Annotated in this window: 21 protein-coding genes and 1 pseudogene; 11 read left to right on the plus strand and 11 right to left on the minus strand. The window is 45.9% G+C overall.

The features are described from left to right. Nucleotides 1-35: 35 nt before the first annotated feature. Nucleotides 36-878 carry a D-alanyl-D-alanine carboxypeptidase family protein gene (locus BMY75_RS03530; protein ID WP_074829767.1) on the minus strand — a complete coding sequence of 281 codons (843 nt, stop codon included), beginning with the start codon at nucleotides 876-878 and terminating at the stop codon, nucleotides 36-38. Nucleotides 879-1,519: 641 nt separating this feature from the next. Between BMY75_RS03530 and BMY75_RS03535 the strand changes: the two genes are divergently transcribed. From BMY75_RS03535 to BMY75_RS03550, 4 genes and pseudogenes are all read left to right on the plus strand, one after another. Next, a complete protein-coding gene (locus BMY75_RS03535; protein ID WP_074829770.1) occupies nucleotides 1,520-3,166 on the plus strand; it encodes a leucine-rich repeat domain-containing protein in 1,647 nt (548 codons plus the stop codon). Between the two features lie 188 nt (nucleotides 3,167-3,354). After that, entirely contained in the window at nucleotides 3,355-4,467 is a 1,113-nt protein-coding gene (locus BMY75_RS03540; protein ID WP_074829773.1) for a bifunctional chorismate mutase/prephenate dehydratase, read from the plus strand. 3 nt (nucleotides 4,468-4,470) lie between these two features. Continuing rightward, a complete protein-coding gene (ispF, locus tag BMY75_RS03545; RefSeq protein ID WP_074829776.1) occupies nucleotides 4,471-4,944 on the plus strand; it encodes a 2-C-methyl-D-erythritol 2,4-cyclodiphosphate synthase in 474 nt (157 codons plus the stop codon). After that, nucleotides 4,944-5,363, plus strand: a pseudogene (locus BMY75_RS03550) (GNAT family N-acetyltransferase); the annotation flags it as partial. The gene ispF and the pseudogene BMY75_RS03550, both read left to right, overlap by 1 nt. A 534-nt stretch (nucleotides 5,364-5,897) precedes the next feature. Here BMY75_RS03550 and BMY75_RS03560 read toward each other — a convergent pair. From BMY75_RS03560 to BMY75_RS03575, 4 genes are all read right to left on the minus strand, one after another. Continuing rightward, on the minus strand, nucleotides 5,898-7,040 hold the full coding sequence (locus BMY75_RS03560; RefSeq protein ID WP_074829787.1) for an ABC transporter permease: 1,143 nt from the start codon (nucleotides 7,038-7,040) through the stop codon (nucleotides 5,898-5,900). Next, nucleotides 7,027-8,157: an ABC transporter permease gene (locus tag BMY75_RS03565; RefSeq protein WP_074829790.1), complete on the minus strand. Its 1,131-nt coding sequence runs from the start codon at nucleotides 8,155-8,157 to the stop codon at nucleotides 7,027-7,029. The genes BMY75_RS03560 and BMY75_RS03565 overlap by 14 nt, the downstream gene beginning before the upstream one ends. Before the next feature lie 2 nt (nucleotides 8,158-8,159). Further along, on the minus strand, nucleotides 8,160-9,110 hold the full coding sequence (locus BMY75_RS03570) for an ABC transporter ATP-binding protein (protein ID WP_074829793.1): 951 nt from the start codon (nucleotides 9,108-9,110) through the stop codon (nucleotides 8,160-8,162). 186 nt (nucleotides 9,111-9,296) lie between these two features. Then, nucleotides 9,297-10,526: a peptidylprolyl isomerase gene (locus BMY75_RS03575; RefSeq protein WP_074829796.1), complete on the minus strand. Its 1,230-nt coding sequence runs from the start codon at nucleotides 10,524-10,526 to the stop codon at nucleotides 9,297-9,299. 590 nt (nucleotides 10,527-11,116) lie between these two features. Here BMY75_RS03575 and polA point away from each other — a divergent pair. The 4 genes from polA to BMY75_RS03595 are packed head-to-tail and all read left to right on the plus strand — an operon-like array spanning nucleotide 11,117 to nucleotide 15,855. Next, entirely contained in the window at nucleotides 11,117-13,687 is a 2,571-nt protein-coding gene (polA, locus tag BMY75_RS03580; protein WP_074829799.1) for a DNA polymerase I, read from the plus strand. 23 nt (nucleotides 13,688-13,710) lie between these two features. After that, entirely contained in the window at nucleotides 13,711-14,259 is a 549-nt protein-coding gene (locus tag BMY75_RS03585) for a DUF6707 family protein (RefSeq protein ID WP_074829803.1), read from the plus strand. Nucleotides 14,260-14,299: 40 nt separating this feature from the next. Next, on the plus strand, nucleotides 14,300-14,848 hold the full coding sequence (locus tag BMY75_RS03590; RefSeq protein ID WP_074829806.1) for a DUF6707 family protein: 549 nt from the start codon (nucleotides 14,300-14,302) through the stop codon (nucleotides 14,846-14,848). Nucleotides 14,849-14,889: 41 nt separating this feature from the next. Beyond that, the gene (locus tag BMY75_RS03595) at nucleotides 14,890-15,855 is read left to right on the plus strand and encodes an RluA family pseudouridine synthase (RefSeq protein WP_074829808.1); all 966 of its coding nucleotides are present in this window, start codon (nucleotides 14,890-14,892) and stop codon (nucleotides 15,853-15,855) included. 146 nt (nucleotides 15,856-16,001) lie between these two features. Here the strand turns inward: BMY75_RS03595 and BMY75_RS03600 are convergent, their stop codons facing one another. After that, the gene (locus BMY75_RS03600) at nucleotides 16,002-16,631 is read right to left on the minus strand and encodes a cytidylate kinase-like family protein (RefSeq protein WP_074829813.1); all 630 of its coding nucleotides are present in this window, start codon (nucleotides 16,629-16,631) and stop codon (nucleotides 16,002-16,004) included. Nucleotides 16,632-17,213: 582 nt separating this feature from the next. Here BMY75_RS03600 and nuoE point away from each other — a divergent pair. From nuoE to BMY75_RS03615, 3 genes are read left to right on the plus strand one after another with little or no spacing between them, the layout of a single operon-like run. Continuing rightward, nucleotides 17,214-17,705, plus strand: coding sequence for an NADH-quinone oxidoreductase subunit NuoE (gene nuoE, locus BMY75_RS03605; protein ID WP_013499541.1), 492 nt, complete (start codon nucleotides 17,214-17,216; stop codon nucleotides 17,703-17,705). Nucleotides 17,706-17,719: 14 nt separating this feature from the next. Then, nucleotides 17,720-19,612 (plus strand): NADH-quinone oxidoreductase subunit NuoF, encoded by a 1,893-nt coding sequence (locus BMY75_RS03610; protein WP_074829816.1) that lies wholly within the window; start codon nucleotides 17,720-17,722, stop codon nucleotides 19,610-19,612. 19 nt (nucleotides 19,613-19,631) lie between these two features. Beyond that, nucleotides 19,632-21,374: an NADH-dependent [FeFe] hydrogenase, group A6 gene (locus BMY75_RS03615; RefSeq protein ID WP_074829819.1), complete on the plus strand. Its 1,743-nt coding sequence runs from the start codon at nucleotides 19,632-19,634 to the stop codon at nucleotides 21,372-21,374. Here the strand turns inward: BMY75_RS03615 and BMY75_RS03620 are convergent. The 5 genes from BMY75_RS03620 to BMY75_RS03635 form a co-directional block, all read right to left on the minus strand. After that, entirely contained in the window at nucleotides 21,371-23,077 is a 1,707-nt protein-coding gene (locus BMY75_RS03620; RefSeq protein ID WP_074829820.1) for a recombinase family protein, read from the minus strand. The genes BMY75_RS03615 and BMY75_RS03620 overlap by 4 nt on opposite strands. 198 nt (nucleotides 23,078-23,275) lie before the next feature. Then, nucleotides 23,276-23,626 carry a plasmid mobilization protein gene (locus BMY75_RS03625; RefSeq protein WP_242940156.1) on the minus strand — a complete coding sequence of 117 codons (351 nt, stop codon included), beginning with the start codon at nucleotides 23,624-23,626 and terminating at the stop codon, nucleotides 23,276-23,278. A 1,378-nt stretch (nucleotides 23,627-25,004) separates the two neighbouring features. Beyond that, on the minus strand, nucleotides 25,005-25,139 hold the full coding sequence (locus BMY75_RS18630; protein WP_278289112.1) for a hypothetical protein: 135 nt from the start codon (nucleotides 25,137-25,139) through the stop codon (nucleotides 25,005-25,007). Between the two features lie 81 nt (nucleotides 25,140-25,220). Continuing rightward, the gene (locus BMY75_RS03630) at nucleotides 25,221-25,832 is read right to left on the minus strand and encodes a sugar O-acetyltransferase (protein WP_074829824.1); all 612 of its coding nucleotides are present in this window, start codon (nucleotides 25,830-25,832) and stop codon (nucleotides 25,221-25,223) included. A 19-nt stretch (nucleotides 25,833-25,851) separates the two neighbouring features. Beyond that, complete coding sequence (locus BMY75_RS03635; RefSeq protein ID WP_074829829.1) at nucleotides 25,852-26,958, minus strand: MBL fold metallo-hydrolase; 1,107 nt, start codon at nucleotides 26,956-26,958, stop codon at nucleotides 25,852-25,854. Between the last annotated feature and the right edge of the window lie 34 nt (nucleotides 26,959-26,992).

Consider the following 26,992-nt stretch of genomic DNA (forward strand, 5'->3'; position numbering starts at 1 on the left):
AAAGCATTCTGCGTTTCGTCCGTTTATTATATGTATCAGTGATAGTAGGAATCTATGCCCAGGTATTCTTCAAGGCAGAGACCCGAATCGGTTATCTTTCTTGCCAGGTCTTTACCGACGTATCTTACGTGCCAGGATTCGTACATGAAGCCTGTCTTGTCCTCTTTGCCGTAGGGATAGCGCAGTATGAATCCGTAATCGGCGCAGTGTGCGGCTATCCATTTGGCTTCGCGGGTGCCGTTGAAAGATGTGCTTGCATTGTTGATATCTATGGCAAGTCCTGTCTGGTGCTCGGAGTGTCCCGGTCTTGCGGAGTAGGTATCAGCCGCCCACTGACCGTCTCTGTTCACGTAGCTCCAGTAAAGCTGGCTCTGATATGAGTAGCTTCTGAATCCCGAGCATATATTTAGGGATATGCCGTCGTTCCATGCGGCAGCCTGCATATTGTTGAACGCTTTCTGGGTCTCCGCTGTAAGTCCGTTGCCGTAATTCTGGGGCAGAGCGTAGCTCTTGTTTACAACGAGTATGCCGTCAACGTATGTAACTCCGTTCTTTACTTCGATAACAGGGCCTGTCGGCGCAAACTCGGAACCATCGAGATTTCGTTTTCCTTTTACAAAGGCTGCGAGCCTTGTGATGTCCGTATTGTTTACGGAGCCGTCGCCGTTTACATCTGCCGCTGCCAGCGCTTTATCAGAAAGCATCCTCTTGCCCTTGACAAATGCCGCAGTGAGGGTTATATCGGTGATGTTGACCTTGCCATCGCCATTGACATCGCCGTTGCCCGCTTTTGCCGCAAATGCACACATGGTGCCTGCGATGACCGCAGCTGTAACAGCCGCAGCCGCCGAGATGATGAGTTTTGTTCCTTTTTTCATAGTCTATGCCTCCATTATCAGATTTTTCCCTTGCGGGGTGTTGTACCGGTTTGTCCTTTTTTTGTGATGTCTAGATCCTGCGGGATGCGCATTTGAAATCGCAATAACTGCAAAGCAGGTCGCCGCCGCATTTGGGCATATGCAGCTCGGCACGGTATCTGCTCCTTTAAAGCGTTATACCGCGAAAACACTGTGTCTGCGCTTGTTTGGATATATTATACACTATATCGATATCTATGTCAATAATTGCTTTTTCAATAATATAAAATAGGTCTATCCCGCTGACACACCATTCTATACAATATTATAGGGGGATGAAGTTGTGCGCTAAATGGATAGCAATAATAAAAATTGATTTTTCTCAAGCTATTGTTTTTTCGGTATGTATGTGCTATAATAGCAATGTGTTAAAATATTTGTTTAGTGATCCATCAACTATCAATTTTATTAAAAAATATGGTTATCCCACTGACACACCTGACTAAACATCGTTTAAAGGAATATAATGAGAGTTTGGCGGTTATCTTCCCCCCGCCAGCGGCGGGGGGAAGATAATGTCAGCATAATATATCCCTGTCGAATCGACATTTTAAGTGGTGTGGTAAAGGGATTGTCAGATTAAAAAATAGGAAGGCGATCTTATGAAAAAACAAATCATATGCGGAGTTGTGGCATCAATGCTTGTTCTTTCGGGCGGTGGAGCTACACTTGGAAATGCGGCTGATCTGAATTTTGATCTCATTGCAAGTGCGGCAGTGACCAAAGCAAGCGGCACCTGCGGTGCGAAGGTGACCTGGACTCTCGATGATGAGGGTACACTGACTATCAGCGGAACTGGAGAGATGGCGAATTATTGGAGTACAGTAAAACAACCGTGGGCCAAATATAGCAACTTCATAAAAAAAGCAGTCATTGAGGAAGGCGTTACAAAGATAGGCAGCTTTGCTTTCAATAGCTGTACAAATCTTACAAGCATAACCATACCAAACGGAGTTAAGTACATTGGCGAATGTGCTTTCAGGTACTGTAAAAATCTTTCAACTGTTACTATCCCCGATGGTGTTACAGGCATCGACAACAATGTTTTCGAGGGCTGTACAAATCTTTCAAGCATAACTATACCCGACAGCGTTAAGAGTTTTGACTCGGAGGCTTTCAAAGACTGTTCGAGTCTTAAAAGCATAACTATCCCGAACGGCGTTACTTACCTCTGGTACGGTGCTTTCATGGGCTGCAAAAGTCTTGAACAAGTAACTCTCCCCGACACCCTTAAGAGCATTGGCGGCAATGAATTCTCTAACTGTTCGAGCCTTAAAAGCATAACTATACCGAACAGCGTTAAAGAAATATGCAATGATGCTTTCTATAACTGTTCAAGGCTTAAGAGCATAACTATCCCGAACGGCGTTACAAAAATCAACGGTAATGCTTTCCTAAACTGCACAAGTCTATCGAGTGTAACTATCCCTGACAGCGTTACTAGCATTGGAGCGAATGCTTTCCAAAACTGTACAGCTCTTTCCGACATAAATATCCCGAACCGCTCTATAAGCATTGGCAAGAATGCTTTTAGATCCTGTACAAAACTTTTAAGCGTAACTATCCCCGAAAATGTTACAAGCATTGGTGACAAGGCTTTCGGTTATAATGACAGCGGCAGGATCCAAAATTTCAAGATCCGCTGCTATAAAGGAACTGCCGGCGAGAAGTATGCTAAACAGAACAATTTGTCCTACACACTTCTTGACGATAAAGTTAATCCGATGCCAACAGCCGTTCCCGGTGAATGCTGTGTCACGCTCAGCTGGGGACAGGTCGAAAAAGCAGAAAAATATGCGATCGTAGTTAATGTAAACGAAGAGTGGGTCATTGTCGAAAAGACAACAGAAAATACATACAAACTGTGTGGTCTGGAACCAAGCTCTAAATACAGGGTCGCTGTCATCTCAATGTTTAATGGCGAGTGGTATACTAATTTTTCGGACGCGATAACCGTTACACCTAATGCTCCTGTTTACAAGTACCCAACGGTAACAGATATAGAATACAACGAGGAGTTCCACCAGTTCAGACTGACCTGGAACGCTGTTAAGGGTGCTGAAGAGTACGGAGTTGCAGTTAAGATCGCGGGCAAGTGGAAAGTACATACCTGTACCAACAAGACTTCTTTCACCTCTCCCAAACTGAGACCGGGCAGCATAGCCGAAATGGTGATCTGCGCCAAGGTCAACGGCGAGTGGGATACAACAGCCATCAACAGCCGCAGTTTCAGCGTCACTGTTAAATAATAAATATGATAACAAAGCAAAAGACAGTTATCCGCGATAGGATACCTGTCTTTTCTATTATAGTATTGCTAAAGGGATAGCCATGATTATTTATTCGGACGGATATCTAAATTGGGACAAAACTATTGCAAAATTCTTTGAAATGTGGTAAAATAAGGGGTGAAAATACAGTGTTGCAGGTGATAAATATGGATCTGAACGATATCAGAGCTGAAATAAATGACGTAGATAAGCAGCTTCAGGAGCTTTTTACAAAGCGCATGGAGCTTTGCGGCAAGGTCGCCGATTATAAGATAGAGAACGGTCTCCCCGTTTTTCAGAAGGACAGGGAGAAGCAGGTCATCGCACAGGTGACCGAGGGTGCCCCCGATGAACTCAAAGGTGCCACAAGGGTGTATTTCCAGACGATGATGGATATATCAAAATGTCTGCAATACCGCAAAATGTTCGATAATACGGGTTTTATCCCTTTCAAGAGGCTTGACCTTTCGGGCAGGCACAGGGTGGCTGTACCGGGAACTTTCGGTTCTTATAACCACATAGCGTGTAGTGAGCTTTTCGAGGACGCTGATACCATGTTCTTTGACAGCTTTGAGGAGATATTCAAGGCAGTCTCGGCAGGTGCGGCTGAATTCGGCATACTGCCCATAATCAATTCGACTGCGGGTTCTGTGGTGCAGACTTATGAACTCATGCGCCAGTACGATTTCAAGATATGCGCACAGGCAAAGCTGAAGATATCCCACTGCCTTGCAGCGCGAAAAGGCGTAAGGCTTGAAGATATACACGATGTATATTCACATGAACAGGCTCTCAGACAGTGCTCCGACCTGATAAACAGGGGCGCATACAAGGCGCACAGTTTCTCGAATACGTCCCTTGCGGCTTGCTATGTAAAGGAAAGCACCGAACCCTGTGCGGCGATATGTTCGGAAAAATGCGCCGAAGAACTGGGTCTGGAGATACTCCGCACCGGTGTGCAGAATGCGGCGGAGAATTACACCAAGTTCATTCTCATATCCCACGAAACTTTCAAGGCGGATAATGCTGATACCATATCGGTATGCCTGGCACTGCCACATCAGTCGTCTTCCCTTTACAGACTGCTGACAAAGTTTTCGGTGGCAGGTCTGAACATGACCATGATAGAGAGTATGCCCATAGCCAACACGGATTTCGATGTTATGTTCTATCTGGATTTCAAGGGCGATATCGGCAAAAAGGAAGTCACAACGCTTCTCAGTGAGCTTTCACACGAACTGAATTATTTCAAATTCTTAGGCAACTATAAGGAGGTATAAGATATGCGTATCGGTCACGGCTATGATGTACACAGGCTTGTCGAGGGAAGAAAGCTTATCCTCGGCGGTGTTGATATCCCCTATAAAATGGGTCTCGACGGTCATTCTGATGCAGACGTTCTCGTCCACGCGCTGATGGATGCTCTTCTCGGGGCGATGGCACTGGGTGATATCGGTCAGCATTTCCCTGATACCGACCCTGATTACAAGGGCGCGGACAGCCTTAAACTGCTGGACAGGGTAATGGAATATGTTGATGACAGCAATTATGTTTTCTCAAATGCCGATATGACCATATGCTGTCAGTCGCCCAAGCTTGCGCCTTACATAATGGATATGCGCGAAAAGATAGCTGACACCATAGGCTGTGATATCTCTCAGATATCCATAAAAGCCACTACCGAGGAACATCTGGGCTTTACAGGCAGCGGCGAGGGCATATCAGCTACGGCAGTTGTACTGCTTGAAGAAGTATGATGCGCTTCAGACCTTATAAGTCCTGTGATGCTGAAAAGATAGTCAGCTGGATAAAGGACGAATACGGTTTCAGACAGTGGTCGGCGGACAGGTTCGGAAAATTCCCGCTGACAGCTGATGAACTGAATGCCCATTATGCAGGGCAGGCTTATAATGACAGCTTTTTTGAGTTCACAGCCTGTGATGAAAAAGGCATCTGCGGGCACATGATAATCCGTTTTACCGACGAGGAAAAGAAAATTGCCCGCTTTGGTTTTGTCATCGTTGACAGCGAAAGGCGTGGAGAGGGTCTCGGCAGAAAAATGCTGGAGCTTGCAAAGGAATACACCCGAGATTTTCTTGAGGCTGAGAAGATAACCCTCGGCGTTTTTGAAAACAATCCCGCGGCGATGAACTGCTATCTCGCGGCAGGGTTCAGGGTCGTCGGCACAGATGTGGGCTTTTACAGCTATCATGGCGAGGACTGGAAATGCACTGAAATGGAGTGTATTTTGTAAACAAGTGTGAGTAAAGTGCCAAGGAAACAAAGCGCGCGGTCAAGCCTCGCGCTAGCAGGCTTGCGGAGAGCTCGAGAGGCGCAAAAGCGATGCGGCAATAGTGCTGTAAATAGAACAGCGAAATTACCCGTCATGACAAAAAAACGCGGCAATATCAAAGAAATCGAGCGTATGCAAAACCAATGCATACGCTCTTTCTATGTCCGTAAATTATTGCCGCGCCCGAAATCGGACAGCGAAGCGAATCCGATTTCTCGACCCGAGGAACGAGGGGTGAAAACCAGCAATCTCCAGTTCAAAGCAAATATCAGACTGCACCAAGAAAAAGAATTCCGAACGTTCGAAGAGCTTTTTTTGATGTTCGAAAAACGAAATCACCATTTGTAAAGCACTTAGGTTTCAAACAACAGGCAGATACTTCATGCGCGAAGTATCTGCCTTTCTTATATCCGTTACTCAAAGCTCAGCACTGCGAAGCTTAGTCTTGTACAGAAGTGTGGCGATGATACCCAGCGCCACAGCGAAGCCTGCCTCGATAAGCAGATACTGCGCAGCCTTAGATGCATTGAATATCTGTGCGCCCGTCAGCATATCGCTTACCTTGATGTACCAGAATGCAGGCAGGAACTTGCCTATGGATATCACCGTATCGCCAAGCATAGTCTGCGGTACGAATACACCACACATGAAACTCATGACCAGACTTATCACGTTGCTGGCAAGGTTTACTGTCTGCTGTGACGGCAGAAGCATTGACACCAGTACAGCTATGAATGCCGATATTACCGCAAATACTCCACTGTTTACAATATTAAGCCAACCGCTGCCGCTGAATGCGCTTTTATCCAGTAAAATACCTAATGTCATGAACAGCACCCATATCGCCAGCACATAGATAACGCAGCCAAGCAGTATCTGCATCATGAAGGATACGGGGCGGACAGCCGAGCAGTTTGTCCTGAAACGAACTTCCTTGCTGTTTATGGACATCATAACAGGAGAGAGCACGCATATCATCAGTGAAAGGAGGATATAAGGAAGGTATCTGAAAAATCCTTTTCCGCTCATCAGACCGTTTATATTTCCCGCTTCCGAAGTTATCATCGTGACCTCGGTATTTGTGTCCATAGCATCCGCAGCTTTTTTTACTGCGTATGTCATATCATCGCCTGCGGCTGTGCAGGCTCTTACACAGCTGACATACTCATCAAGAAAACTGCTCATGTATGCCACACTGTAACTGTTGTAAACATGACGGCTCGTGAACAGACCCTCGGTCTTTCCGTCGGCAAGGTTTCTGGCATAGCCATTGTTTATGGTGAGCTCATAGTCAACCGTGCCGAAAAACAGCGCGTCTTTCATATCTATATTTGAAGTCACGATATCGTGCTTCGTACCGATATATTCTATGAGCGCTTTGCTCTCGGGGGTGTTGTCATTATCGGTGATGGTTATTTTCAGCCTGCTCTCGGTGAATTTATCCTCTGTATTGCCGCCGAAGAAAAAACCAAGGAAAAATACCATAAATATTACGGTGAATAGTATTATCAGCTTTATCTTCTTTTTGAGTATCAGCATGAACAGCTTAAATACTTGCATATTTTTTCCTCCTTGTGAAAATGAAACCTATAGCTGTGAATATCGCAGTCATCGCCAGCAGTGTCAGCATCTTGCCAATGAATCTGTCATAGCCCTTGTCGATATTCAGGTAGAATAAACTGTCGCATATCACCGCAGAGGGATTGAGTTCGTTCAGCAGGGGCATTTTTTCCATGATAAGGGGTTTTATATCGCCTACCATAAGTCCGCTGAGAAAATTTCCGCTCAAGGATACCGTCATTGCCACAGCGTTCTTTTTTTCAGTGCTGCCACCCACCAGTGAAGCTATCATGTAGCCCATGGAAGTGCCTGTTATGCTGCCAAGTATACCGCCTGCATATACAAGGGGAAGTCTGCTGCCGAATTCTATCTTCAACACAAATGCCATAAATGATACGGTTGTCACCATGCATACAGCGCTTACCGCCCAGCAGCCAAGCATTATAGCCAGTGTGCTTATCAGCTTAGGTGTGGGTGAACAACATTTTCTTGCCCCGAGAGGTGACTGGTCAGCCTGATTGGCAGTAACTATCGAGAGCCCTGTTACAGAACTGCAAAGAGCTACCATTGCCAGAAGATTGTAAAAATAGGTTATGTACCTGTCGTTGCTGGAAGTCTCGATAGGCTCTTCTTTCAGCACGTTCATCTCTTCGGACATAGCCTTTGTCATGGCAGGTATATTTGAAGGGTCTTTCTTGGCAGCTTCCGTCATAAGCTTTTCCTGTGTCAGATATCTGTCCGTGAAGGCTTTAAGTATAGTTTCTTCCATATCAGAACCTGCCACTTTAAGGCTTATGGTGTCGTCAACGAAGATGATGCCCTCTATATCTCCTTCGTTCAGCTGCTTTTCCGCTTCATCTTTGTCGGTGAAGCTGGCTTTCAGCAAGGGATTATCGCCTTCTGATACGCTGTTGACTACTTCGTGGAATATGCTGTTCTCTTTTATCTCTACTACAGCAGTGGGTATCGCTTTGAAGCTGAACTCCTTTTCTGAAAGTCCGTTGAAAGCAAGCTTGAACATGGTACCCATAAACATCGGAAAAAGTATCAGCCAGAATATCAGCTTTTTTTCTCTCAGCGTGGAGAGGATAAAGTATTTCAACTCGTTGAAGAACATTATTATTCCTCCTTATCCCTGAGAGCCTTGCCCGTTATTTCAAGGAAAACATCGTTGAGGGTAGGCTGTTCGGTGGTAACTCTGCCGATGTGCATATCGTGGTTCTGGAGAACTTCCAGCACTCTTATCAGGTTGTGCTTGCCGCCCGAACATGATACCGTCAGCCTTTCTTCTGCAAAATCCGTGCTGTATACGTGGGGCAGAGCGCTTATCTCCGAAAGCACTTCATCGGGCAGTTCGTGCAAAGTAACCTTGATGGTCTCGGTGTTCTTGATCATAGCCGTGAGCTCTTCCTTGGTGCCCTCGGCTATCTTTTTACCCTTGTCCATTATGGCGATGCGGGTGCATATCTGCTCGACTTCCTCCATGTAATGGGAGGTGTATATTATGGTAGCGCCGTTCCTGTTAAGCTCCTCGATACCCTCGAGTATCTTGTTTCTGCTCTGAGGGTCTACCGCCACCGTGGGCTCGTCCAGGATTATGAGCTTAGGCTTGTGGGCGATGCCGCAGGCGATGTTCAGTCTTCTCAGCAGACCTCCCGAAAGCTTCTTGGGACGGAACTTTCTGAAGTCTTCAAGCCCCACGAATTTAATAGCGTCCTCGACGTACTGAGCCTTCTGCTCCTTATCGGTGATGTAAAGCCCGCAGAAGTAGTCGATGTTTTCCTGCACTGTCAGCTCATCGTACACTGCAACGTTCTGCATTATAACACCTATATCTCTTTTGATGTCGTAAGCTGTGGGGCTCATATCCTTGCCGAATATCTGTATCGTTCCCTTGTCGTAGGAAAGCAGAGAAAGCAGGCAGTTTATAGTTGTGGTCTTGCCGGAGCCGTTAGGTCCCAGAAGCCCGAAGACCTCTCCCTGCTTTATCTCCAGTGACAGATGATCCAGTGCGATAAGCTCGCCGTATCTTTTTACCAGACTGTCTATTTTTATAACTGTATCAGCCATATCATTAACCTCCGTATATTTTTGTTGTTTTCTTTCATTGTCTGTATTATATCATACTCCAACTGCGGTTTGTAGTGTCGGGTATCACTTTGTGATGTGACAAATGTCATTTTCTCATATGCAAAAAAAGAACGACCGCGGCGCTATGCTTTAGTCGTTCTTTGTGATCGTTCGGTTATTCACTCATCAGGTGATGCTGTCATAAGTAAGCTTATCCCAAATACCGCAGTAAGTTACGGTCATTGCATCCATTGTTTCAGTGAACATCTTCTGTATCATGGGCTGATCGTGTGTTGCGATCATTGTATCTATGTTCTCGTTGATATAGTTCATATCAGGCTCAAGACGTTTTACGATGAAGTAACCGTAAGTGCCGTCCTCAATAAGATTTTCCGATACCTGTCCGGGTTTAAGAGAGAATACCTCGTCCAGCATAGCCTTGGGGAATCCGCCTGTGTTGTCACGGCGCATATAGTAACCATTTTTCGGGTTTTCATCAAGTTCGGTATCCCAGCCGTATTCTTCGATAAGCTGGGTAAAATCTTCTCCGTCCTGAGCGCGTTTCAGCACATCCTCAGCAACTGTCTTAGCCTTTGCCGCCTCTGCTGCTTTGGCGTCAGCGTCAAGGGCATTGTAAGCATTGTTCTTTGCACTTATCTTCTGCGACAGGGTCTTGTCATCGTAGGTGGCTGCAGTGCTGTCATCAAGCTCTACCTGCGAATAGAAAGGTATCATTACATAGACCGCGTGGGCATACTCCTCGGGATCCTGTATAAGTTTCAGGAAATCTTCCTCTGTGGTCGCATACTGTCCGCCTTTATCAAACAGTGTAGCCATGACCTTGTTATATGTCTGTGCATTTATGAACATCCTCTCCAGCACATCGTATGTAAGGTGAGATCTCTGCATTTCTTTCTGGAATTCTTCTTCGTTGCTGTATTCTTCCTTGCACTTTCTCAGATTACCGTCGATGACCTTCTGGTCTTCATCGTCCAGCTCAATGTTGTGAGTTTCAGCCAGCTTATCGGTAACAAGACGGTTCTTGATAGAGTCTATAACATAATTGAGAAATGCCTGATAAGTCTCGTCATTAGTCCTGAGGGCATTTGCATCGATACCGAACTGTTCGTACTGTGCAAGCGCCTCAAAATAAAAGAACCTGAACAGATCGAATGAAATGTCTATACCGTCGATATTGCACATAACGTAATCAGTGGTGTCTATCTCCTCACCGTCTATAGTCAGCGATGCAACAGGCAGAACTTCCTCCTGCTGAGGACCTGCTGCTTCGTCCTCGTTAGTAGTAGTCTCGGAGGATTTCTTATCTTTATCCTTTTTGTCTTTATTGCTGCAGCCTGCCATCGAGCCAACACATAATGTCATAGCCAGCAGAACAGCCATCATCTTTTTTAACATGGATATCTTTCCTTTCCTAATATCACATATGGGTTTATTTTCAGAGTAATACAGACTACATTATAAAGCATTTATGTGATGGATTTGTGTTTTAATTTGAAATATTCTGTTTTATACCGAATGATGAACTATCGCGTGATCTGCTCTGCACTCCTGTTATCTGTAAGTATAGACTGATAATGTCATTTTGCTTTAGTGTGATAAGCATTTTACTGATTTTTCTGTAATTTACTGTATTAGATTTACAGTAAATTACCCCCCGAAAAAGCTTCGTTTCAGCCTGATTTTTTATTTTACTGTAAAAAATGTACGTGTAGAAGTAAAAGTAAAAAAACGCAGATTATTACCAATATATGGTAATTTTAATTATCGAAGTTTTTATATTACCCTTACAGTAAAATACAGTAAATACAGTAAAATGTTTAGCGTACTAAAGCGCAATATACTTGGGTATGTTTTTCATGCGGTGACAGATCGTCGGCACCATCGTCTTTGCGTTCATTACATAATTCTCCTGCCCTGCTTGCATGATAGCTCGTAATGTGGTATAATAGTACAGAACACTGCTAACCAGATCAGGAGGTATACAGATGAAACTGCTTTGTATAGACGGCAACAGCATAATGAACCGCGCTTTTTACGGCATACGCATACTCACTAACTCAAAGGGCATATGCACCAATGCCCTCACAGGCTTTATGAATATATATCTTAAAGAGATCGAAGAGGTGCACCCCGACTGCGTGGCTGTGGCTTTTGACCTTAAAGCCCCCACTTTCAGGCATAAGGCGAATTCGTCCTACAAGGCTAACCGCAAGGGTATGCCCGATGAACTGGCTCAGCAGATGCCCCTGATAAAACAGCTTCTCGCGCTTCTGGGCATAAAGACCGTTGAGTGTGAGGGCTACGAAGCCGATGATATCCTCGGCACTCTCTCAAAAGCCGCTTCCGACAGCGGTAACGAGTGCTATATCCTCACAGGTGACCGCGACAGCTTCCAGCTTGTTGATGAGCGTGTTACCGTCCGCCTAGCAGGCTCCAAGGAGACCAAGATATATACCCCCGAACGCATTATGGAAGAATACGGCGTATCCCCCAGACAGATGATCGAGGTCAAAGCGCTGATGGGCGATACTTCCGATAATATCTCGGGTGTAAAGGGCATAGGCGAAAAGACTGCCCTTAATCTTATACAGCAGGCAGGCACTGTTGAAAACCTCTATGCCGATCTGGATAAATACACCATAACAAAGGGCAACCGCGCAAAGCTCGAAGCAGGTCATCAGGATGCAATTGACAGCCATTTCCTTGCCGAGATATGCCTTGAAGCTCCCGTTGAAAGATCAGTCGAGAGCTACAAGCTAATGCCGCCCGATGCCCCCGAAGCTAAAGCTTTCCTCACCGAGCTAGAAATGCTCAGGCTCATGGAAAGGCTCAAACTCACAGGTGCTGACAGTACCTCAGCCGATGCAGGTGAGGAAACAAAGCTCAAACTCAAAGACCTGCCCAAGTACGAAACAGGTCTGCCCCTTAACGATGATGCTATCGCTCAGATGACCGAGGGCAAGCAGACGGCTTTCATCTTTGACGGCAATAAGCTTCAGGTCTTCTTTGAGGATAAGGCTTATGCCATCGCTTTTGGTGACTGGGATTTTGACGGCATCGCCCTGAGATTTTTCGAGAGCCCCTGTGAAAAGGTTGCTTTCGAGGGCAAAAAAGCCCATAGATTCGCTTTTGATAACGGCACACACCTTAATGGTCTCACATTCTGCTGTGACCTTGCAGGATATCTGCTGAATTCTCAGGCAGGGGAGTACACCGCCGAGAATCTCTGCCTTACCTATAAGGTAACTTACCGCTCAGATATGGGTGATTTCGCAGATGTATGCTCGCTGATACCCCTCTCCGAAAACCTTAAATTACAGCTTGAACAGACCGAGATGCTAAAACTCTTCAACGAGGTGGAAATGCCCTTATGTGAAGTTCTGGCATCTATGGAGCATTACGGTGTACGTGCAGATACCAACGGTATACGTGAATTCGGCAAGTGGCTCAAAAAGGATATCGAAGCCCTTACCAAGCAGATATATGATCTTGCAGACGGTGAATTCAATATCGCTTCACCCAAACAGCTGGGCGAAGTCCTATTTGAAAAACTGGGACTTCCTGCCAAGAAGAAGACAAAGTCGGGCTATTCCACCAATGCGGAAGTTCTTGAAGAACTGGCAGACAAGCACCCAATAGTACGCCTTGTGCTGGAATACCGTACCCTGACAAAACTCAGCTCCACCTATGTTGACGGTCTGCTGAAAGAAGTTGAATCCGATGGCAGAGTACACAGCATATTCAAACAGACCGAGACCCGCACGGGACGTATAAGCTCCACCGAGCCCAATATGCAGAATATCCCTGTCCGCAAGGAGATAGGGCGCAATATGCGTAAATTCTTCGTTGCAGGTGAAGGCTGTACTCTCCTTGATGCGGATTACAGCCAGATAGAACTCCGTGTACTGGCGGCAGTATGCGGCGATGAGAATATGAGAAAGACTTTCGAGGAAGGCACGGATATCCACGCCATGACAGCTTCACAGGTATTCGGCATACCCGCGGATATGGTGCTCCCCGAGATGAGGTCAGCCGCAAAGGCAGTAAACTTCGGCATAATCTATGGCATAGGTGCGTTCTCACTGTCCAAGGATATAGGTGTCAGCGTGGCAGAAGCCAAGCAGTATATCAAGAACTATCTCGATAACTTCCCAAAGGTATCACAGTTCATGGATAAGACAGTAGAGGACGGCATAAAGAACGGATACGTCACTACCATATTCGGCAGAAGACGCTATATCCCCGAGCTTTCAGCGACCAATAAAGTCATGCAGGCTTTCGGCAAGCGTGCCGCAATGAATGCCCCAATACAGGGCGCGGCGGCAGATATCATCAAGATAGCAATGGTAAAGGTCTACCAAAGGCTTAAAGAAGAAAAGCTGGATGCAAGGCTGATATTACAGGTACACGATGAACTTATTATCGAAGTCACTCCCGAGGATAAAGACAGGGCTTCCGCAGTGCTGAAAGAAGAAATGGAAAATGCAGTCAAGCTTTCAGTGCCTATGGAGGTATCCGTCGGCGAGGGCGAAAGCTGGTATCTTGCAAAGGGCTAGTACCCACGAAAGGTCGGTTAAGTATGACAGAATTGATCGAGCGTATCAGCAATACTGTTGAAAAAAAGAAAGTCAGAAGTTACTGTAACAAAATACTGAAAAAGTGCAGCTTTAAATCAAGCAGAGATCTCCAGAACATATCCGGTTTAGCAACATGGTTATATATCTATGGTTACTATGATGAAATGATAGAGGTTTGCGACTTAGTGAAAGATATGGAATTTGAAGGTGATTACGATCTATGGTTTATCCCTGAGATGACCATGTGTCTTAAAGCGAGAGTTTTCAGAGAAAGAGGAATGCTTAAAGAAGCTCAGTTATTAGTAGATAAAATCAATGAGCAGCGCGATCCTAGTCTTTATGTAAATCTTGTAGATGAATACGAAGAAAATATGGATGAAAACATCGCAGAGGAAGAAAAAGATCATCCAAGATCATTAGCCTATGGATGGAGATTCTGCAAGCTTCAATTTGCAATAAATTACAGAGAACCGGGTGGATTCCCCATTTCGGATGAAAGATTTGACAACGATATCAAGGAGCTTGTATCCTTTTTACGTCAGGTAAAATAAGGCTGTAAAACATCACGATGAATAAGAAGGTCGGTTAAGTATGACAGAATTGATCGAGCGCATAAGCATCACTGTTGATAAAAAGAAAGTCAGAAGCCTGTGCAGTAAGATACTGAAAAAGTGCAGTTTTAAATCAAGCAGAGATCTTCAGAATATATCCGCTTTGGCGACATGGCTGTATATCTACGGCTACTACGATGAAATGATCGAAGTCTGTGACCTGCTAAAGGATATGGAGTTTTCGGGAAATTACGATATCTGGTTCAGTACCGATATGGTGATGAGCCTGAAATCAAGAGTGCTCAGAGAGCGGGGCTTAACAGAAGGATCCCAAGTTCTGATAAATAAGATCAACGAACATCGCCACCCTGAATTATACGTAAATCTGGTAGATTCATACATGATAGATATGGATATCAACATAGCGGAAGAGCTCAAAAATCGCCCCAGATCACTGGCTGACGGCTGGCGCTTCTGTAAACTTCAATCAGCCATAAGGTACCGAGAAGCAGGTAAATTTCCTGTACCCGATGAAAAATTTGAAAGCGATATCAAGGAACTTGTAGACATTTTACGTCAGGTAAAATAAGGCTGTAAAACATCACGATAAAAAATAGGCGGAGGATAGATTTGAAAGAATTCAGCATAAATAAAAACGATGCGGGACAGCGCATGGATAAATTTCTCACCAAGGCAGTCCCCGCACTGCCGAAAAACCTGATGTACAAATATATCAGGTTAAAGCGCATAAAGCTCAACGGCAAAAGATGTGAGATAAGCACAAAACTCAGCGAGGGCGACAGCGTACAGCTTTATATCAATGACGAATTTTTTCCCGAAGTCCGTGATGAAGCCCACCGTTTTCTCACCGCTCCAAAGGATATCGAAATAGTGTACGAGGACGAAAATATACTCCTCTGCGATAAGCCCTGCGGTCTTGTTGTCCATGAGGACGAAAGTGGCTCGGCTGATACCCTCATCGACAGGGTACTGCACTACCTCTACGATAAAGGCGAGTTCGACCCCGATACCGAGAACAGCTTTACTCCAGCCCTATGCAACCGCATCGACAGGAATACCTCTGGTATAGTGATATGTGCCAAAAATGCCGAAAGCCTGCGGGTGCTGAATCAGAAAGTCAAGGACAGAGAACTTGAAAAACTCTACCTCTGCGTGACCACAGGTATCCCGAATAAAAAGTCCGCCGAGCTGAAAGCCTTCCATCGCCGTGACGAAAAGACAAAAGTAGTCCGCGTTGAGGACAAGCAATTTCCGGGAAGCAAGACCATGATAACACGCTATAAAGTCCTCGCCGAGAATAAACAGTCCGATCTTGCACTGCTTGAAGTTGACCTTGTCACAGGCAGAACACACCAGATCAGAGCCCATCTCGCCCACATCGGCTACCCTCTGCTTGGCGACGGAAAATACGGCAGCAACAAAATAAACCGCGCCCTCGGGGTGAAGACCCAGGCGCTGTGTTCCTATAAACTCACATTCAAATTCACCACCGATAGCGGCTGTCTGGAATATCTGGACGGTAAGAGTTTTGAAGTAAAGAAAGTCTGGTTCAGGGAGAAATTTTTTCAGCTGTAAAAAGCAAAAAAAACTCTCCTCTTTGGCATTTCTCACCGGTCAACCGCCTTTTTACACACAAAAAGACACCGACCTCCCGGCTCGGTGTCTTTTCGTAGTAAGGAAAGTAAAATGAATTAAAAACATGAATGTCGTTAGTTAATGGCTCACTTGGATTTATAATTCTCCTTGATGGTTATATACTCCTTCATGAGCTGTACCGCACCCTGTATACCTGTCTTGGAGGTATTTATGCACAGGTCGAAATTGGGAGCTGCGCCCCATTTCTGGTCGGTATAATAATTGTAGTAGGATGCACGGCGCTTATCGGTCTTCTTGATGAAGTCCTCCACCTTGTCCTTTTCGATATCGTATCTTCCAAGTATACGCGCTTTTTTATCTGACATATCTCCTGTCAGGAAAAAGTTGATGACATTGGGGTTATCCCTTAGTACATAGTCTGCACATCTGCCGACTATCACGCATGGTCCTTTATCTCCCAGCTTCCTGATAGTATCGAACTGCGCAAGGAATATCTTGTGGTTCAATGGAAGGTCGGGATTTATCCTGCCGTCTGCGGACACAGGATAGCTGCCCATTACAAGGGAGAACAGGAAACTGTTGGTATAGCTCTCATCGTTCTTGACGAAGAGCTCCTCGCATATCCCGCTGTCCTTGGAAGCCATTTCCAGAAGCTCTTTATCATAGAACGGGATATCAAGATCTTTGGCAAGCAGTTTGCCGATCTCTCTGCCGCCGCTGCCAAATTCACGGCTGATAGTTATGATAGACCTCATGGAACATCGCTCCTTTCCTTTGGACTGAATTTATTATAGCATACTTTTTGTGTTTTGTATACAAAAATTGCAAAAAATCATTCACAAATTTAGCGAAAATATTTTGTGCATTTTATCAATTGACGTTTCGTTAAAAACTAATTTAACAGTATGAAAATGAAAGAAATCCTGCAGGCATATAAAATCATATATACCTCATAACCTATGGGGCTTGTTTGGGAGGTCGGAAATGTGGGGTACTGGCTAAAAATTAGTTTAAACTAACTGAATTATATATAACTAACCGAACATTTTGCGTAAAAATGCATAAAAAATTGCAATTAAGTTTGTATATTAATTTTTCTAAAATGCTTGAAAAGAAAGTCGAAATAATGTATAATAATAATGTTGGCTGCGCCTTGATTTATAGGGCATATACGCACTTATATCCCCTATGTAAAAAGGTATAACAGACGGCTTTGTTTTTATGTCCGGAGAAATTTCTCCATTTTGCACATTTCGCGCAGGATGATGACTGTCGTTATACGCGCAGCGCATGATCAGTATATTTTGTTATGCAAAATCAATTAAGGAGGTTATTTTATGACTGAGAAAACCGTTATTCCTTTTCAGGGTACTCCTGAGCAGGAGGCACAGCTTAAGGAAGTCATTGCTAAGCACCATGACCAGCCCGGTGGACTGATGCCTACATTGCAGGAGGCTCAGGGGATCTACGGCTATCTTCCTATCGAGGTCCAGAAGATGATCGCTGATGGACTGGGCGTTTCACTGTCGGAGGTATTCGGCGTTGCAACATTCTACAGCCAGTTCTCTCTTACCCCCAAGGGCAAGCACAGGATCAGCGTCTGTCTCGGTACTGCCTGCTATGTTAAGGGCTCCGATAAGATTCTGGAGGCTGTTGAAGCAAAGCTGGGCATCAAGAGCGGTGAGTGTACTGCTGATGGTATGTTCTCCATCGATTCCTGCCGCTGCGTTGGCGCATGCGGTCTGGCTCCCGTTATGCTGGTAGACGAGGACGTTTACGGCAAGCTGAAACCCGAACAGGTCGCAAAGATCCTGGATAGCTACAAGTAAGGAGGTAAGGCAGTATGACCATCGAAGAACTGAATAAGATCAAAGCCGCTAAGGCGGATATCGTTAAAGTCAGGACAATAATCGCTGAGGAGGGCGAAAAGCTCGCCAAGGAAACAGGCTACCGCAAGCAGGTACTCGTATGCGGCGGTACCGGCTGCCAGTCCTCACATTCTATGGACGTTCTGAAGGCTCTGAAAGATGAGCTGGCTGCAAAGGGCATCGCTGACGAAGTACTCGTTGTAAGAACAGGCTGCTTCGGTCTTTGCTCTCTCGGCCCTATCGTTATTGTATACCCCGAGGGTGCTTTCTATGCACAGGCTACTCCCGAGGGCATCAAGAGAATCGTTGACGAGCACCTCGTAAACGGCGAGATCTGCAAGGATCTGCTGTATCAGGAGACTGTTCACGAGGACGGCTCTATCATATCTCTGTATGAGACTAACTTCTACAGAAAGCAGAAGAGAATCGCTCTGAGAAACTGCGGCGTTATCGACCCCGAGGATATCGAGGAGTATATCGCTACTGACGGTTATCAGGCACTCTACAAGGCACTGACCTCCATGACTCCCGATGAGGTAGTTAAGGAAGTTCTCGATTCCGGTATCAGAGGACGCGGCGGTGCAGGCTTCCCCACCGGCAGAAAGTGGATGTTCACAAAGGACGCTCCCGGCGATGTTAAGTACGTTGCTTGTAACGCAGACGAGGGCGACCCCGGCGCATTCATGGACAGATCTATCCTCGAGGGTGACCCCCACGCTGTTATCGAGGCTATGACAATAGCTTCCTACGCTGTTGGCGCTCACCAGGGTTATGTATACGTAAGAGCTGAGTACCCTGTTGCTGTTAACAGACTCCAGATCGCTCTGGATCAGGCAAGAGAGTACGGTCTGCTGGGCGAGAACATTCTCGGCACAGGCCACAGCTTCGACATCGAGATCAGACTCGGTGCAGGTGCGTTCGTATGCGGCGAAGAGACCGCTCTGCTGACCTCTATCGAGGGTAACAGAGGTGAGCCTCGTCCAAGACCTCCTTTCCCTGCTGTTAAGGGTCTGTTCGGCAAGCCTACTCTGCTGAACAACGTTGAGACATACGCTAATATCGCACAGATCATCAGAAAGGGTGCTGCATGGTACTCTGCTATGGGTACTGAGAAGTCCAAGGGTACTAAGGTATTCGCTCTGGGCGGCAAGATCACCAACGTTGGTCTGGTTGAGATACCCATGGGTACTACTCTCCGTGAGATCATCGAAGAGATCGGCGGCGGTATCCCTGATGGTAAGGCATTCAAGGCTGCGCAGACAGGCGGTCCTTCGGGCGGCTGTATCCCTGCACAGCACATAGATACTCCTATCGACTACGAGAGCCTCGCTGCTCTGGGCTCCATGATGGGTTCAGGCGGACTTATCGTTATGGATGAGGACAACTGTATGGTCGATGTATCCAAGTTCTACCTCAACTTCACTGTTGATGAGAGCTGCGGTAAGTGTACTCCCTGCCGTGTTGGTACAAGAAAGCTCCTCCAGCTGCTGGAGAAGATCACTGACGGCAAGGGCGAGATGGAAGATCTGGAGAAGATCCAGGATCTGGCTACACACATGAAGACATCTTCTCTGTGTGCACTGGGTCAGTCTGCTCCTAACCCTGTTCTGTCTACACTTCAGTATTTCGGCGACGAGTATCTTGCTCACATCAAGGACAAGAAATGTCCTGCCGGTGTCTGCAAGAACCTGCTCCAGTATGAGATCATCGCCGACAAGTGCAAGGGCTGTACGCTCTGCGCTAGAAATTGTCCCGCAAACGCTATTACAGGTACTGTTAAGAATCCTCACATTATCGATACCACTAAGTGTATCAAGTGCGGTGTCTGCATGAACAACTGTAAGTTCGGCGCTATCATCAAGAAGTAAGCAGAGGAGGGTATAAACTATGGAAATGATTCATCTGAAAATTAACGGCATCCCTGTGGAAGTTCCCGCAGGCTCCACCGTTCTCGAAGCTGCCAAGGCTGCCAATGTGGATATACCCACGCTCTGCTACCTGAAAGACGTTAACTGCATCGGTGCTTGCCGTATCTGTGTAGTTGAGATCACAGGTGCAAGAGGTCTTGTTGCTGCTTGTACTCACCCCGCAGCAGAGGGTATGGAAGTATTCACCAATACTCCCAAGGTTAGAAAGTCCAGAAAGACTACTCTGGAACTGCTGCTTTCCAATCATAAGAAGAAGTGTCTGTCCTGCGTAAGAGCTAACAACTGCGAGCTGCAGAAGCTCAGCGTTGCTTACGGTGCAGATGAAGACAGATTCATGCCTGAGGTAATGGATAAGCCTATCGACGACTCCACTCCTTTCCTGGTAAGAGATAACAACAAGTGCATCCAGTGTATGAGATGCGTTGCTGCTTGTAAGAATGTACAGAGCGTTTCCGTTATCGGCAACATCAGAAGAGGTTTCAACGTTCACGTTGGTTCCGCATTCGATATGCCTCTTGCTTCTACAGCTTGCGTAGGCTGCGGTCAGTGTATCGTATCCTGCCCTGTTGGCGCTCTTACTGAGAAGAGCAGCGAGAAGAAGGTTTGGGACGCTATCGCAGATCCCGAGAAGAAGGTAGTATTCTTTACCGCTCCTTCTATCAGAGCTACTCTGGGCGAAGAGTTCGGCAATCCTGTTGGTACTAACGTTGAGGGCAAGATGGTCGCTGCTATCAGAAGACTGGGCGATGTTAACATCTTCAACATGGACGTTACTGCTGACCTTACAATCATCGAGGAAGCTAACGAGCTCATCGAGAGAATACAGAACAAGGGCACTCTGCCTATGTTCACTTCCTGCTGCCCCGGTTGGGTAAAGTTCTGTGAGCACTACTATCCTGATTTCCTGCCTCATCTGTCGAGCTGCAAGTCTCCTCAGCAGATGTTCGGCGCAGTTCTCAAGAGCTACTACTGCCAGAAGAACGGCATCGATCCCAAGAACCTGTTCGTAGTCAGCGTTATCCCTTGTACTGCTAAGAAGTTCGAGGTAACAAGAGAAGAGCAGAGAAACGGCGATTATGATGACGTTGATGTTGCACTCACAACTCGTGAGCTGGGCAGAATGATCAGAGAAGCCGGTATCGACTTCAACGCTCTGCCTGACGAGAAGTTCGACGATCCTTTCGAGATCGCTTCCGGTGCAGGCGCTATCTTCGGCGCAACAGGCGGCGTTATGGAGGCTGCTCTCAGAACCGCAGCTGTTAAGCTGGACGGCAAGTGCGAGCCTCTGGAGTTCCACGATGTAAGAGGTACTAAGGGTCTGAAGGAAGCTACCTACACTGTTGGCGGCGTTACCGTTAAGGTAGCAGTTGCTTCCGGTCTTGCTAACGCAAGAGAGATCATCGACGGCATACTCTCCGGCGAGAGAGATTATCAGTTCGTTGAGATCATGGCTTGTCCCGGCGGCTGTATCAACGGCGGCGGTCAGCCTGTTCAGAGCGACGCTGTTAGAAACTTCGTTGACCTCAAGGCTATCAGAGCTAAGGCTCTGTACGATGCAGACAGCAGCATGAATCTCAGAATGTCTCACGAGAGCCCTGTTTGCGATATGCTGTACAAGGACTTCTTTGAAGCTCCCGGCGCTCACAACGCTCACAAGTATCTGCATACTACCTACGTTAAGAGAGGCAAGTATCAGGACTAATATGCTAATACGTTCAGCCCGCAGAAATTTCTGCGGGCTGTTTTTGGCTCTGTGTTATGGGGTAGCTTACAGGGTGCGGGAATTACTGGGGAAAACCTTTCTGAAGAAAGGTTATTACCCACAAAGTTATAGAATATCTCGATCCTTCGTGTTTTGTTTACTTTGTCCTTTTCGTAGATGTAGATCTTATCAATAAAGTCTCTGAGCAGGTCATACGTCAGCTCGGTGATATCGGTGTATTTATCCACCACACTAAGGAAACGATTGGTATTCTGCTCATCATCTTTGATCTTGTTCAATTCAGACGTTAGTTCAAAAATAGTCTGCTCGAGCTGTGCCTGCTCTGTTTTATACGTCCCTGAGAGCATAGCATAATCCTCGTCGAACAGCTTTCCAAGCGCGTTGTCCTCATAGATCTTCACGAACATTCTTTTGACCTCCGCTAAGCGTTTCTCGGCTTTTGTTAGTTCCAGTTTTTTGGCGGCTTGCTCTTTTTTAGATGCTGTTGAAGAATTATTCTTGCAGAGCTCTATGAACTTCTCGCGGTTATTCCTCGCTTCTGATGTGACTCTCAACAGATCATCAAGCACTACGGCTTCAACTATTTTCTTGTTTATGCAGTGCGTGGTGCATTGGTCGGAACGCTCTTTGCGCGAGCGGTAGCCTTCGCAGGTGTAATATATCCTCGGTCTGTTTTTCTCACGGTGGACTGACATTCTTGTGCCGCAGTCTCCGCAGAACAGAAGTCCCGAAAAACTGTCAACTTCACTCTGCCTGTTTACTTTGGGTCGGTCCGCCTTTCTGCGCTGAACTGTATTCCATGTATCGTTATCGACCAACGGTTTATGCGTGTTCAGAAATTCAAACTGCTGATTCGACGGATACATGACCTTCTTGTTCGATCTATAGGAAGCCTTACCCGACCTGTGAGTGTATGTATGCCCAAGATAGACGGGATTATCAAGTATTATATTTATCGAGCGCTTGCACCAGACATAAGGATCGGCAACCGATGAAACATCAAACCCCGGATCGTTTTGCAGCTTCTTCATCACCGCAGGCTTCGGATATTCGCACGCTTTCAGGTGACGAATAATGTTTATCACGCCATCCCCATTGGCGTACATCCTGAACATATCCCGTATCGCGGGCGCAAACCTTTCATCGACAATAAGCCGATTTTTGTCCTCGGGTGAAAGAATATATCCGTATGGAACAGACCCGTTCACCCTCTCGCCGCGCATAGCCTGTGCCAGCTTTACAGCTTTGATCTTCTTGCTGCAATCACGAACATACCACTCATTAAATAACGACCTCAGCTCCGTAAATTCATCGTCGCCCTGAATGGTATCTACGTTATCGTTGACCGCGATATATCTCACACCATACTGCGGAAAAATGATCTGAAGATACTGTCCGACAAGGAGATAATTCCTTCCGAAACGCGAAAGGTCTTTTGTAATAACAGTTCCGATATTGCCGTTTTCAATTTCGGAATACATTTCCTGAAATGCGGGACGATTATCGAAACTGATACCGCTGTATCCGTCGTCAACGAAAAATCTGCAATTCTCGAAACCGTTATCATAAGCATACTTTTCAAGCATCTTCTTCTGATTGGTTATACTGTTGGACTCGCCGAAATTGGCATCGTCCTGTGAAAGTCTGCAATATAATGCAGTTATTTTGTTTGGCTGTGTCATTCTAACTCCTTTCCGACAGCCAAATCGATCATGTTTATTATACCACTTTTCGACTTGGCTGTCCATAGTTTTTATAAGTATCAGATCAATACAGCTTGATACCCTCCAAAGGCGGAGTACTGTTAAAACGGTCGCGGGCGAACCGGTCGTAAACGAGCTGCATTTGCAAGTTGGCGAAGTCAAAATTCAGTATGTACTTCAAACTCTTTTGGGCTGTAGATTGGAGAGATACAAATCTGAAAGACGCCAAAGCTCATCCACTTCCTTTTTTAATACTATAACATCCTCCGCATAAATGTTGTTGGTCGCGTTCATCTTTTTTGCGATCTGGTTGATGTTGCCTGATATTATTCTCATGCCGTTTACCATCGGAGCCAATTCATTAAAGTCATAAAATATAGGCTGTTTTTCCAATATCATCGTCCGAAGATACTTAGTAGTGTCGGTGTGACAAGCCTCAGCCCTGCGCTCTATCATCTCCCAATCCTTCAGGTCAAATGTCAGTTCCTTACGATGAACCTGCTTATACTTTCTGGCTATAATGATCATTCCTTTCTTTTTATTGCTTTGATTATTTGCTTCCTCGAATGAGGGTTTTGGGTTTAGGGCAGAGGGTTCCCTAAACACGATTTTGCGGGGTATCGCAAAATCGGTATACGGATTCTTTCGGTATACGAAAGAATCTATACTTGCTTCTGCAAGAAAAAATTTTGGTCATAAATCCGTTTCTTAAATCGAATTTACCAATGTCCAATAGGGCTGTTATCCAAATACTCATTATCGCTGCGCCGATATACAACAGGTACATAATTAGCGCGTATGCTTTGAGCGATTTTGATAGTTGCATAACTATCTGCGGAGATACGCAGCTGTATTTATCCGATGTGTGGCAATTATATCTGACAACTATCAGTTCAGGCGATGCAAAAGCAAGCATATCAAACTACCGCAGATAGTATTCAGCGTTTGGCGGACGCGGGATATCATTGACTGATCTCCCAATACTTGGAACTGCAACTGCGACTAAAAGCATAGTAGATTTTGATAGCATTCTTCTCAATACGATGGACTGCTCCTTTCAGTTAATGATACTGACCACCGCTAAGACTGCATAGCTTTCATTGAACCGGTCGGCTTGTACTTCTCACTTGCAACCTTATGTGTTTTGCCCTCTAAAAACGTTGTCCCTTGCAGTGAATATATCTTAACACATATCATGATAGATTAGAAGGTACGCTGCGTCCCCCCTCTGAAAGCCTTGATTTTTAAGGGTTTGCGAAGCATCGGTGCCTATTTTCACTTTTCAAAAGTACGAAATTGCGTGGTTTTGCATCCCGGAGGGGGTACGCAGCGTACCCCCTTTTTGAAAAATTATTTTGTAAATATTCTGTAAACGAGAAGACGAAGCAGCCGAACAAAATGTTCGACAGCCTTGTTTTATAACTGACTATCAGTCCTGTATAACTATGATTCCTTCGTCAAGTTCCACTATAGCACATATTCCCCGATTTGTCATTGAGTGAAAAAGGATCAATTATTCGATGCAAAATTCCATTGATACCCAAAAAATCGTGCGGCGCATACGCGCTTGATATTGAATTGAAGCAAAAATGGTATGAAAAATAGGCATAAAAAAACAGCGGTACCGAACAAAGTGCATTTCGGTATCGCTGTCGTGTATTATTATATGATCGTGCAGTCAGCCGCGCAAAAAGCGCGACGAAAATTGTTCATGCTGCGTAAACGGCAGCATAGGCAGGTAGCACCGCTGGCTATACAAACCCCGACTGAGGGCGGGCTTTGCATAGGCTGCGCGGTACTACCTGCTCAGAGGGGACTTCTCGGCTGTCGCCTCGGTCGGTGCTTCTGCCTTCGGCAGAGGTGTCCACCGGACACCCGCACCCCTCCGAGACCTCCCCGAAGCGACCTAATGGTCGGGGAAAGAAAAAAGGCTTCTGCTGATTTGTGTGCAGAAGTCTTCGTATATCATTCTTAATATTATCTGTTTCACCAGTTCTTCCACCGCTCCGAAAGACTTACCATAGATGCAAAGACTGAACATCTGAAGTGCTATCCCTTTTCTTTACTCCATAATTTCCTGCATCATCGTCTCGATAGGTTTTATGTCAAAAGAATATAAAGATCAAAGTTGTTTCTGCTTGCTGAATTGAGTTACTTGGTCAAATATACTCCTTATAACTCTCGCAGGACTTCCCACGGCTATCATGTTTTCGGGAATATCCTTTGTGACTACCGAGCCTGCACCGATAACGGCATTGTCTCCGATCGTCACGCCTGCAAGGACAGTTGAGTTTGAGCCTATCCATACATTTTTGCCGATATGAATTGGCTTCGGTATCAGATCGTGACGTTCTTCGGGCAGAAGTCCGTGGTTCAGCGTAGCCAGCACAGTGTTATGTCCGATCAGCGCACCGTCACCGATGTAGATACCGCCCTGATCCTGAAACTTACAGCCCGCATTGATGAACACGCCCTTGCCAAGATGAATGTTCTTTCCGCAATCCGTATAAAACGGTGGAAACAGCCCTACCTCAACAGGCTCTCCGATAAGCTCCGACATAAGCGCATTGATCTCATCAGGAGTATGATAGTGATTATTGATCTCCATTGTGATACGGATAGCCTCCTGACTGAGCCTGTGCATCGTCTGATGAACACCGCATTCAGCCGTGACCTGACTGCCGCTGTTCATGAAGTCGAGAAATTTTTGCAATTCTTGAGTTGACGTTGTCATAGCTGTTTCCTCCGATATATTATTTATATTTCTCCCACCAATGTTCATTGAAAGAAGAAACATCGTCATAGTTTACAGTCTGCCCCAACCTCGGTGTCGCAAGGCTCACGCCCTGTTCTTCAGCAGCCTTGACTGCTCTTTCGGGCGGATCGTACCATGAATGGTTTGATAGCACGAACGCTCCCCAATGCACAGGTATCAGCCACTTTGCGTGAACGTCCTTTGCCGCCTGCACGGTCTGTTCGGGGAACATATGCGTTTCATTCCAGCCGCTGTCATACTGTCCCGAATCTGCAAGCATAAGCTCTGTTTCACCAAATCGTTCGTAGACCTGTTCAAACACATCATAATAACCGGTGTCTCCCGAATAATATACGCTGTGAGTGCTGTTCTTGATATACAGTCCGCCCCATAAGGTGACATTCATTTTAAGCGGATTTCTGCCTGTGTAGTGCTGTGCGGGAGTGAGCGTATATGTAATTCCGTCAAGCTCGATGCTCTCCCACCAGTACAGAGGGTGCAGCTTGCTCTCATCAACGCCCCAGCCTTTCAGCATCACGTCAATGCCAAGCGGCACAACATAGTGACTTACTCTGCCGTCTATCGCCTTGATGACATTGTAATCGAGATGATCGTAATGGTCGTGTGAGATGAAAAGCACATCAATATCGGGGACATTCTCTATTTCAAGGGCAAGCTCCGAAAAGCGCTCCGGTCCTGCAAAGCCCACAGGCGATGAACGGTCACTCAGCACGGGATCAATAAAGATATTTTTATCTCCAAGCTGAATAAGAGAGGTCGAATGACCGAGCCATGTTACTTTCAGTTCTCCGTCAGCAGCTCGCTCTACACTTTCGATCTTTACGGCAGGGAGCTTTTTATCGGGAACCGTCTTGCTGCTTTTTTTGTCCTGATCTCCTGTCATTACTGTAAAATCACTCTCGTTATGGAATTGCTTATCATAATACAGGTCGGTCTTGTCGGCGTATTCCTTCTGCTCGTCTTTGCCCGGAGCATCACCGATGGGAGGATAGAATTTCAGGAAAAGCAAGCCGATCAAGAGTATTACTGCAAGCAATATCACAATTATAAGCAGGACTTTCCCGCATTTTTTCAGTGCTTTCATTACATCCACCACCTGGTATTTTATACTTCATGTG

Origin of the sequence: Hominimerdicola alba (assembly GCF_900109655.1) — a bacterium.
In the GTDB taxonomy this organism is placed as follows: Bacteria; Bacillota; Clostridia; order Oscillospirales; family Ruminococcaceae; genus Hominimerdicola; species Hominimerdicola alba_B.

Excerpts from the sequence above, each read along its gene's own strand:
- BMY75_RS03570 (WP_074829793.1), bottom strand. The coding sequence starts at position 9,110 with ATGGCTGATACAGTTATAAAAATAGACAGTCTGGTAAAAAGATACGGC.
- BMY75_RS03630 (WP_074829824.1), bottom strand. The coding sequence starts at position 25,832 with ATGACAACGTCAACTCAAGAATTGCAAAAATTTCTCGACTTCATGAAC.
- BMY75_RS03615 (WP_074829819.1), top strand. The coding sequence starts at position 19,632 with ATGGAAATGATTCATCTGAAAATTAACGGCATCCCTGTGGAAGTTCCC.
- BMY75_RS03540 (WP_074829773.1), top strand. The coding sequence starts at position 3,355 with ATGGATCTGAACGATATCAGAGCTGAAATAAATGACGTAGATAAGCAG.
- BMY75_RS03530 (WP_074829767.1), bottom strand. The coding sequence starts at position 878 with ATGAAAAAAGGAACAAAACTCATCATCTCGGCGGCTGCGGCTGTTACA.
- BMY75_RS03585 (WP_074829803.1), top strand. The coding sequence starts at position 13,711 with ATGACAGAATTGATCGAGCGTATCAGCAATACTGTTGAAAAAAAGAAA.
- BMY75_RS03590 (WP_074829806.1), top strand. The coding sequence starts at position 14,300 with ATGACAGAATTGATCGAGCGCATAAGCATCACTGTTGATAAAAAGAAA.
- BMY75_RS03620 (WP_074829820.1), bottom strand. The coding sequence starts at position 23,077 with ATGACACAGCCAAACAAAATAACTGCATTATATTGCAGACTTTCACAG.
- BMY75_RS03635 (WP_074829829.1), bottom strand. The coding sequence starts at position 26,958 with ATGAAAGCACTGAAAAAATGCGGGAAAGTCCTGCTTATAATTGTGATA.
- BMY75_RS03625 (WP_242940156.1), bottom strand. The coding sequence starts at position 23,626 with ATGATCATTATAGCCAGAAAGTATAAGCAGGTTCATCGTAAGGAACTG.
- BMY75_RS03565 (WP_074829790.1), bottom strand. The coding sequence starts at position 8,157 with ATGTTCTTCAACGAGTTGAAATACTTTATCCTCTCCACGCTGAGAGAA.
- nuoE (WP_013499541.1), top strand. The coding sequence starts at position 17,214 with ATGACTGAGAAAACCGTTATTCCTTTTCAGGGTACTCCTGAGCAGGAG.
- BMY75_RS03610 (WP_074829816.1), top strand. The coding sequence starts at position 17,720 with ATGACCATCGAAGAACTGAATAAGATCAAAGCCGCTAAGGCGGATATC.
- polA (WP_074829799.1), top strand. The coding sequence starts at position 11,117 with ATGAAACTGCTTTGTATAGACGGCAACAGCATAATGAACCGCGCTTTT.
- BMY75_RS03535 (WP_074829770.1), top strand. The coding sequence starts at position 1,520 with ATGAAAAAACAAATCATATGCGGAGTTGTGGCATCAATGCTTGTTCTT.
- BMY75_RS03560 (WP_074829787.1), bottom strand. The coding sequence starts at position 7,040 with ATGCAAGTATTTAAGCTGTTCATGCTGATACTCAAAAAGAAGATAAAG.
- ispF (WP_074829776.1), top strand. The coding sequence starts at position 4,471 with ATGCGTATCGGTCACGGCTATGATGTACACAGGCTTGTCGAGGGAAGA.
- BMY75_RS18630 (WP_278289112.1), bottom strand. The coding sequence starts at position 25,139 with ATGTTCAGTCTTTGCATCTATGGTAAGTCTTTCGGAGCGGTGGAAGAA.
- BMY75_RS03575 (WP_074829796.1), bottom strand. The coding sequence starts at position 10,526 with ATGTTAAAAAAGATGATGGCTGTTCTGCTGGCTATGACATTATGTGTT.
- BMY75_RS03600 (WP_074829813.1), bottom strand. The coding sequence starts at position 16,631 with ATGAGGTCTATCATAACTATCAGCCGTGAATTTGGCAGCGGCGGCAGA.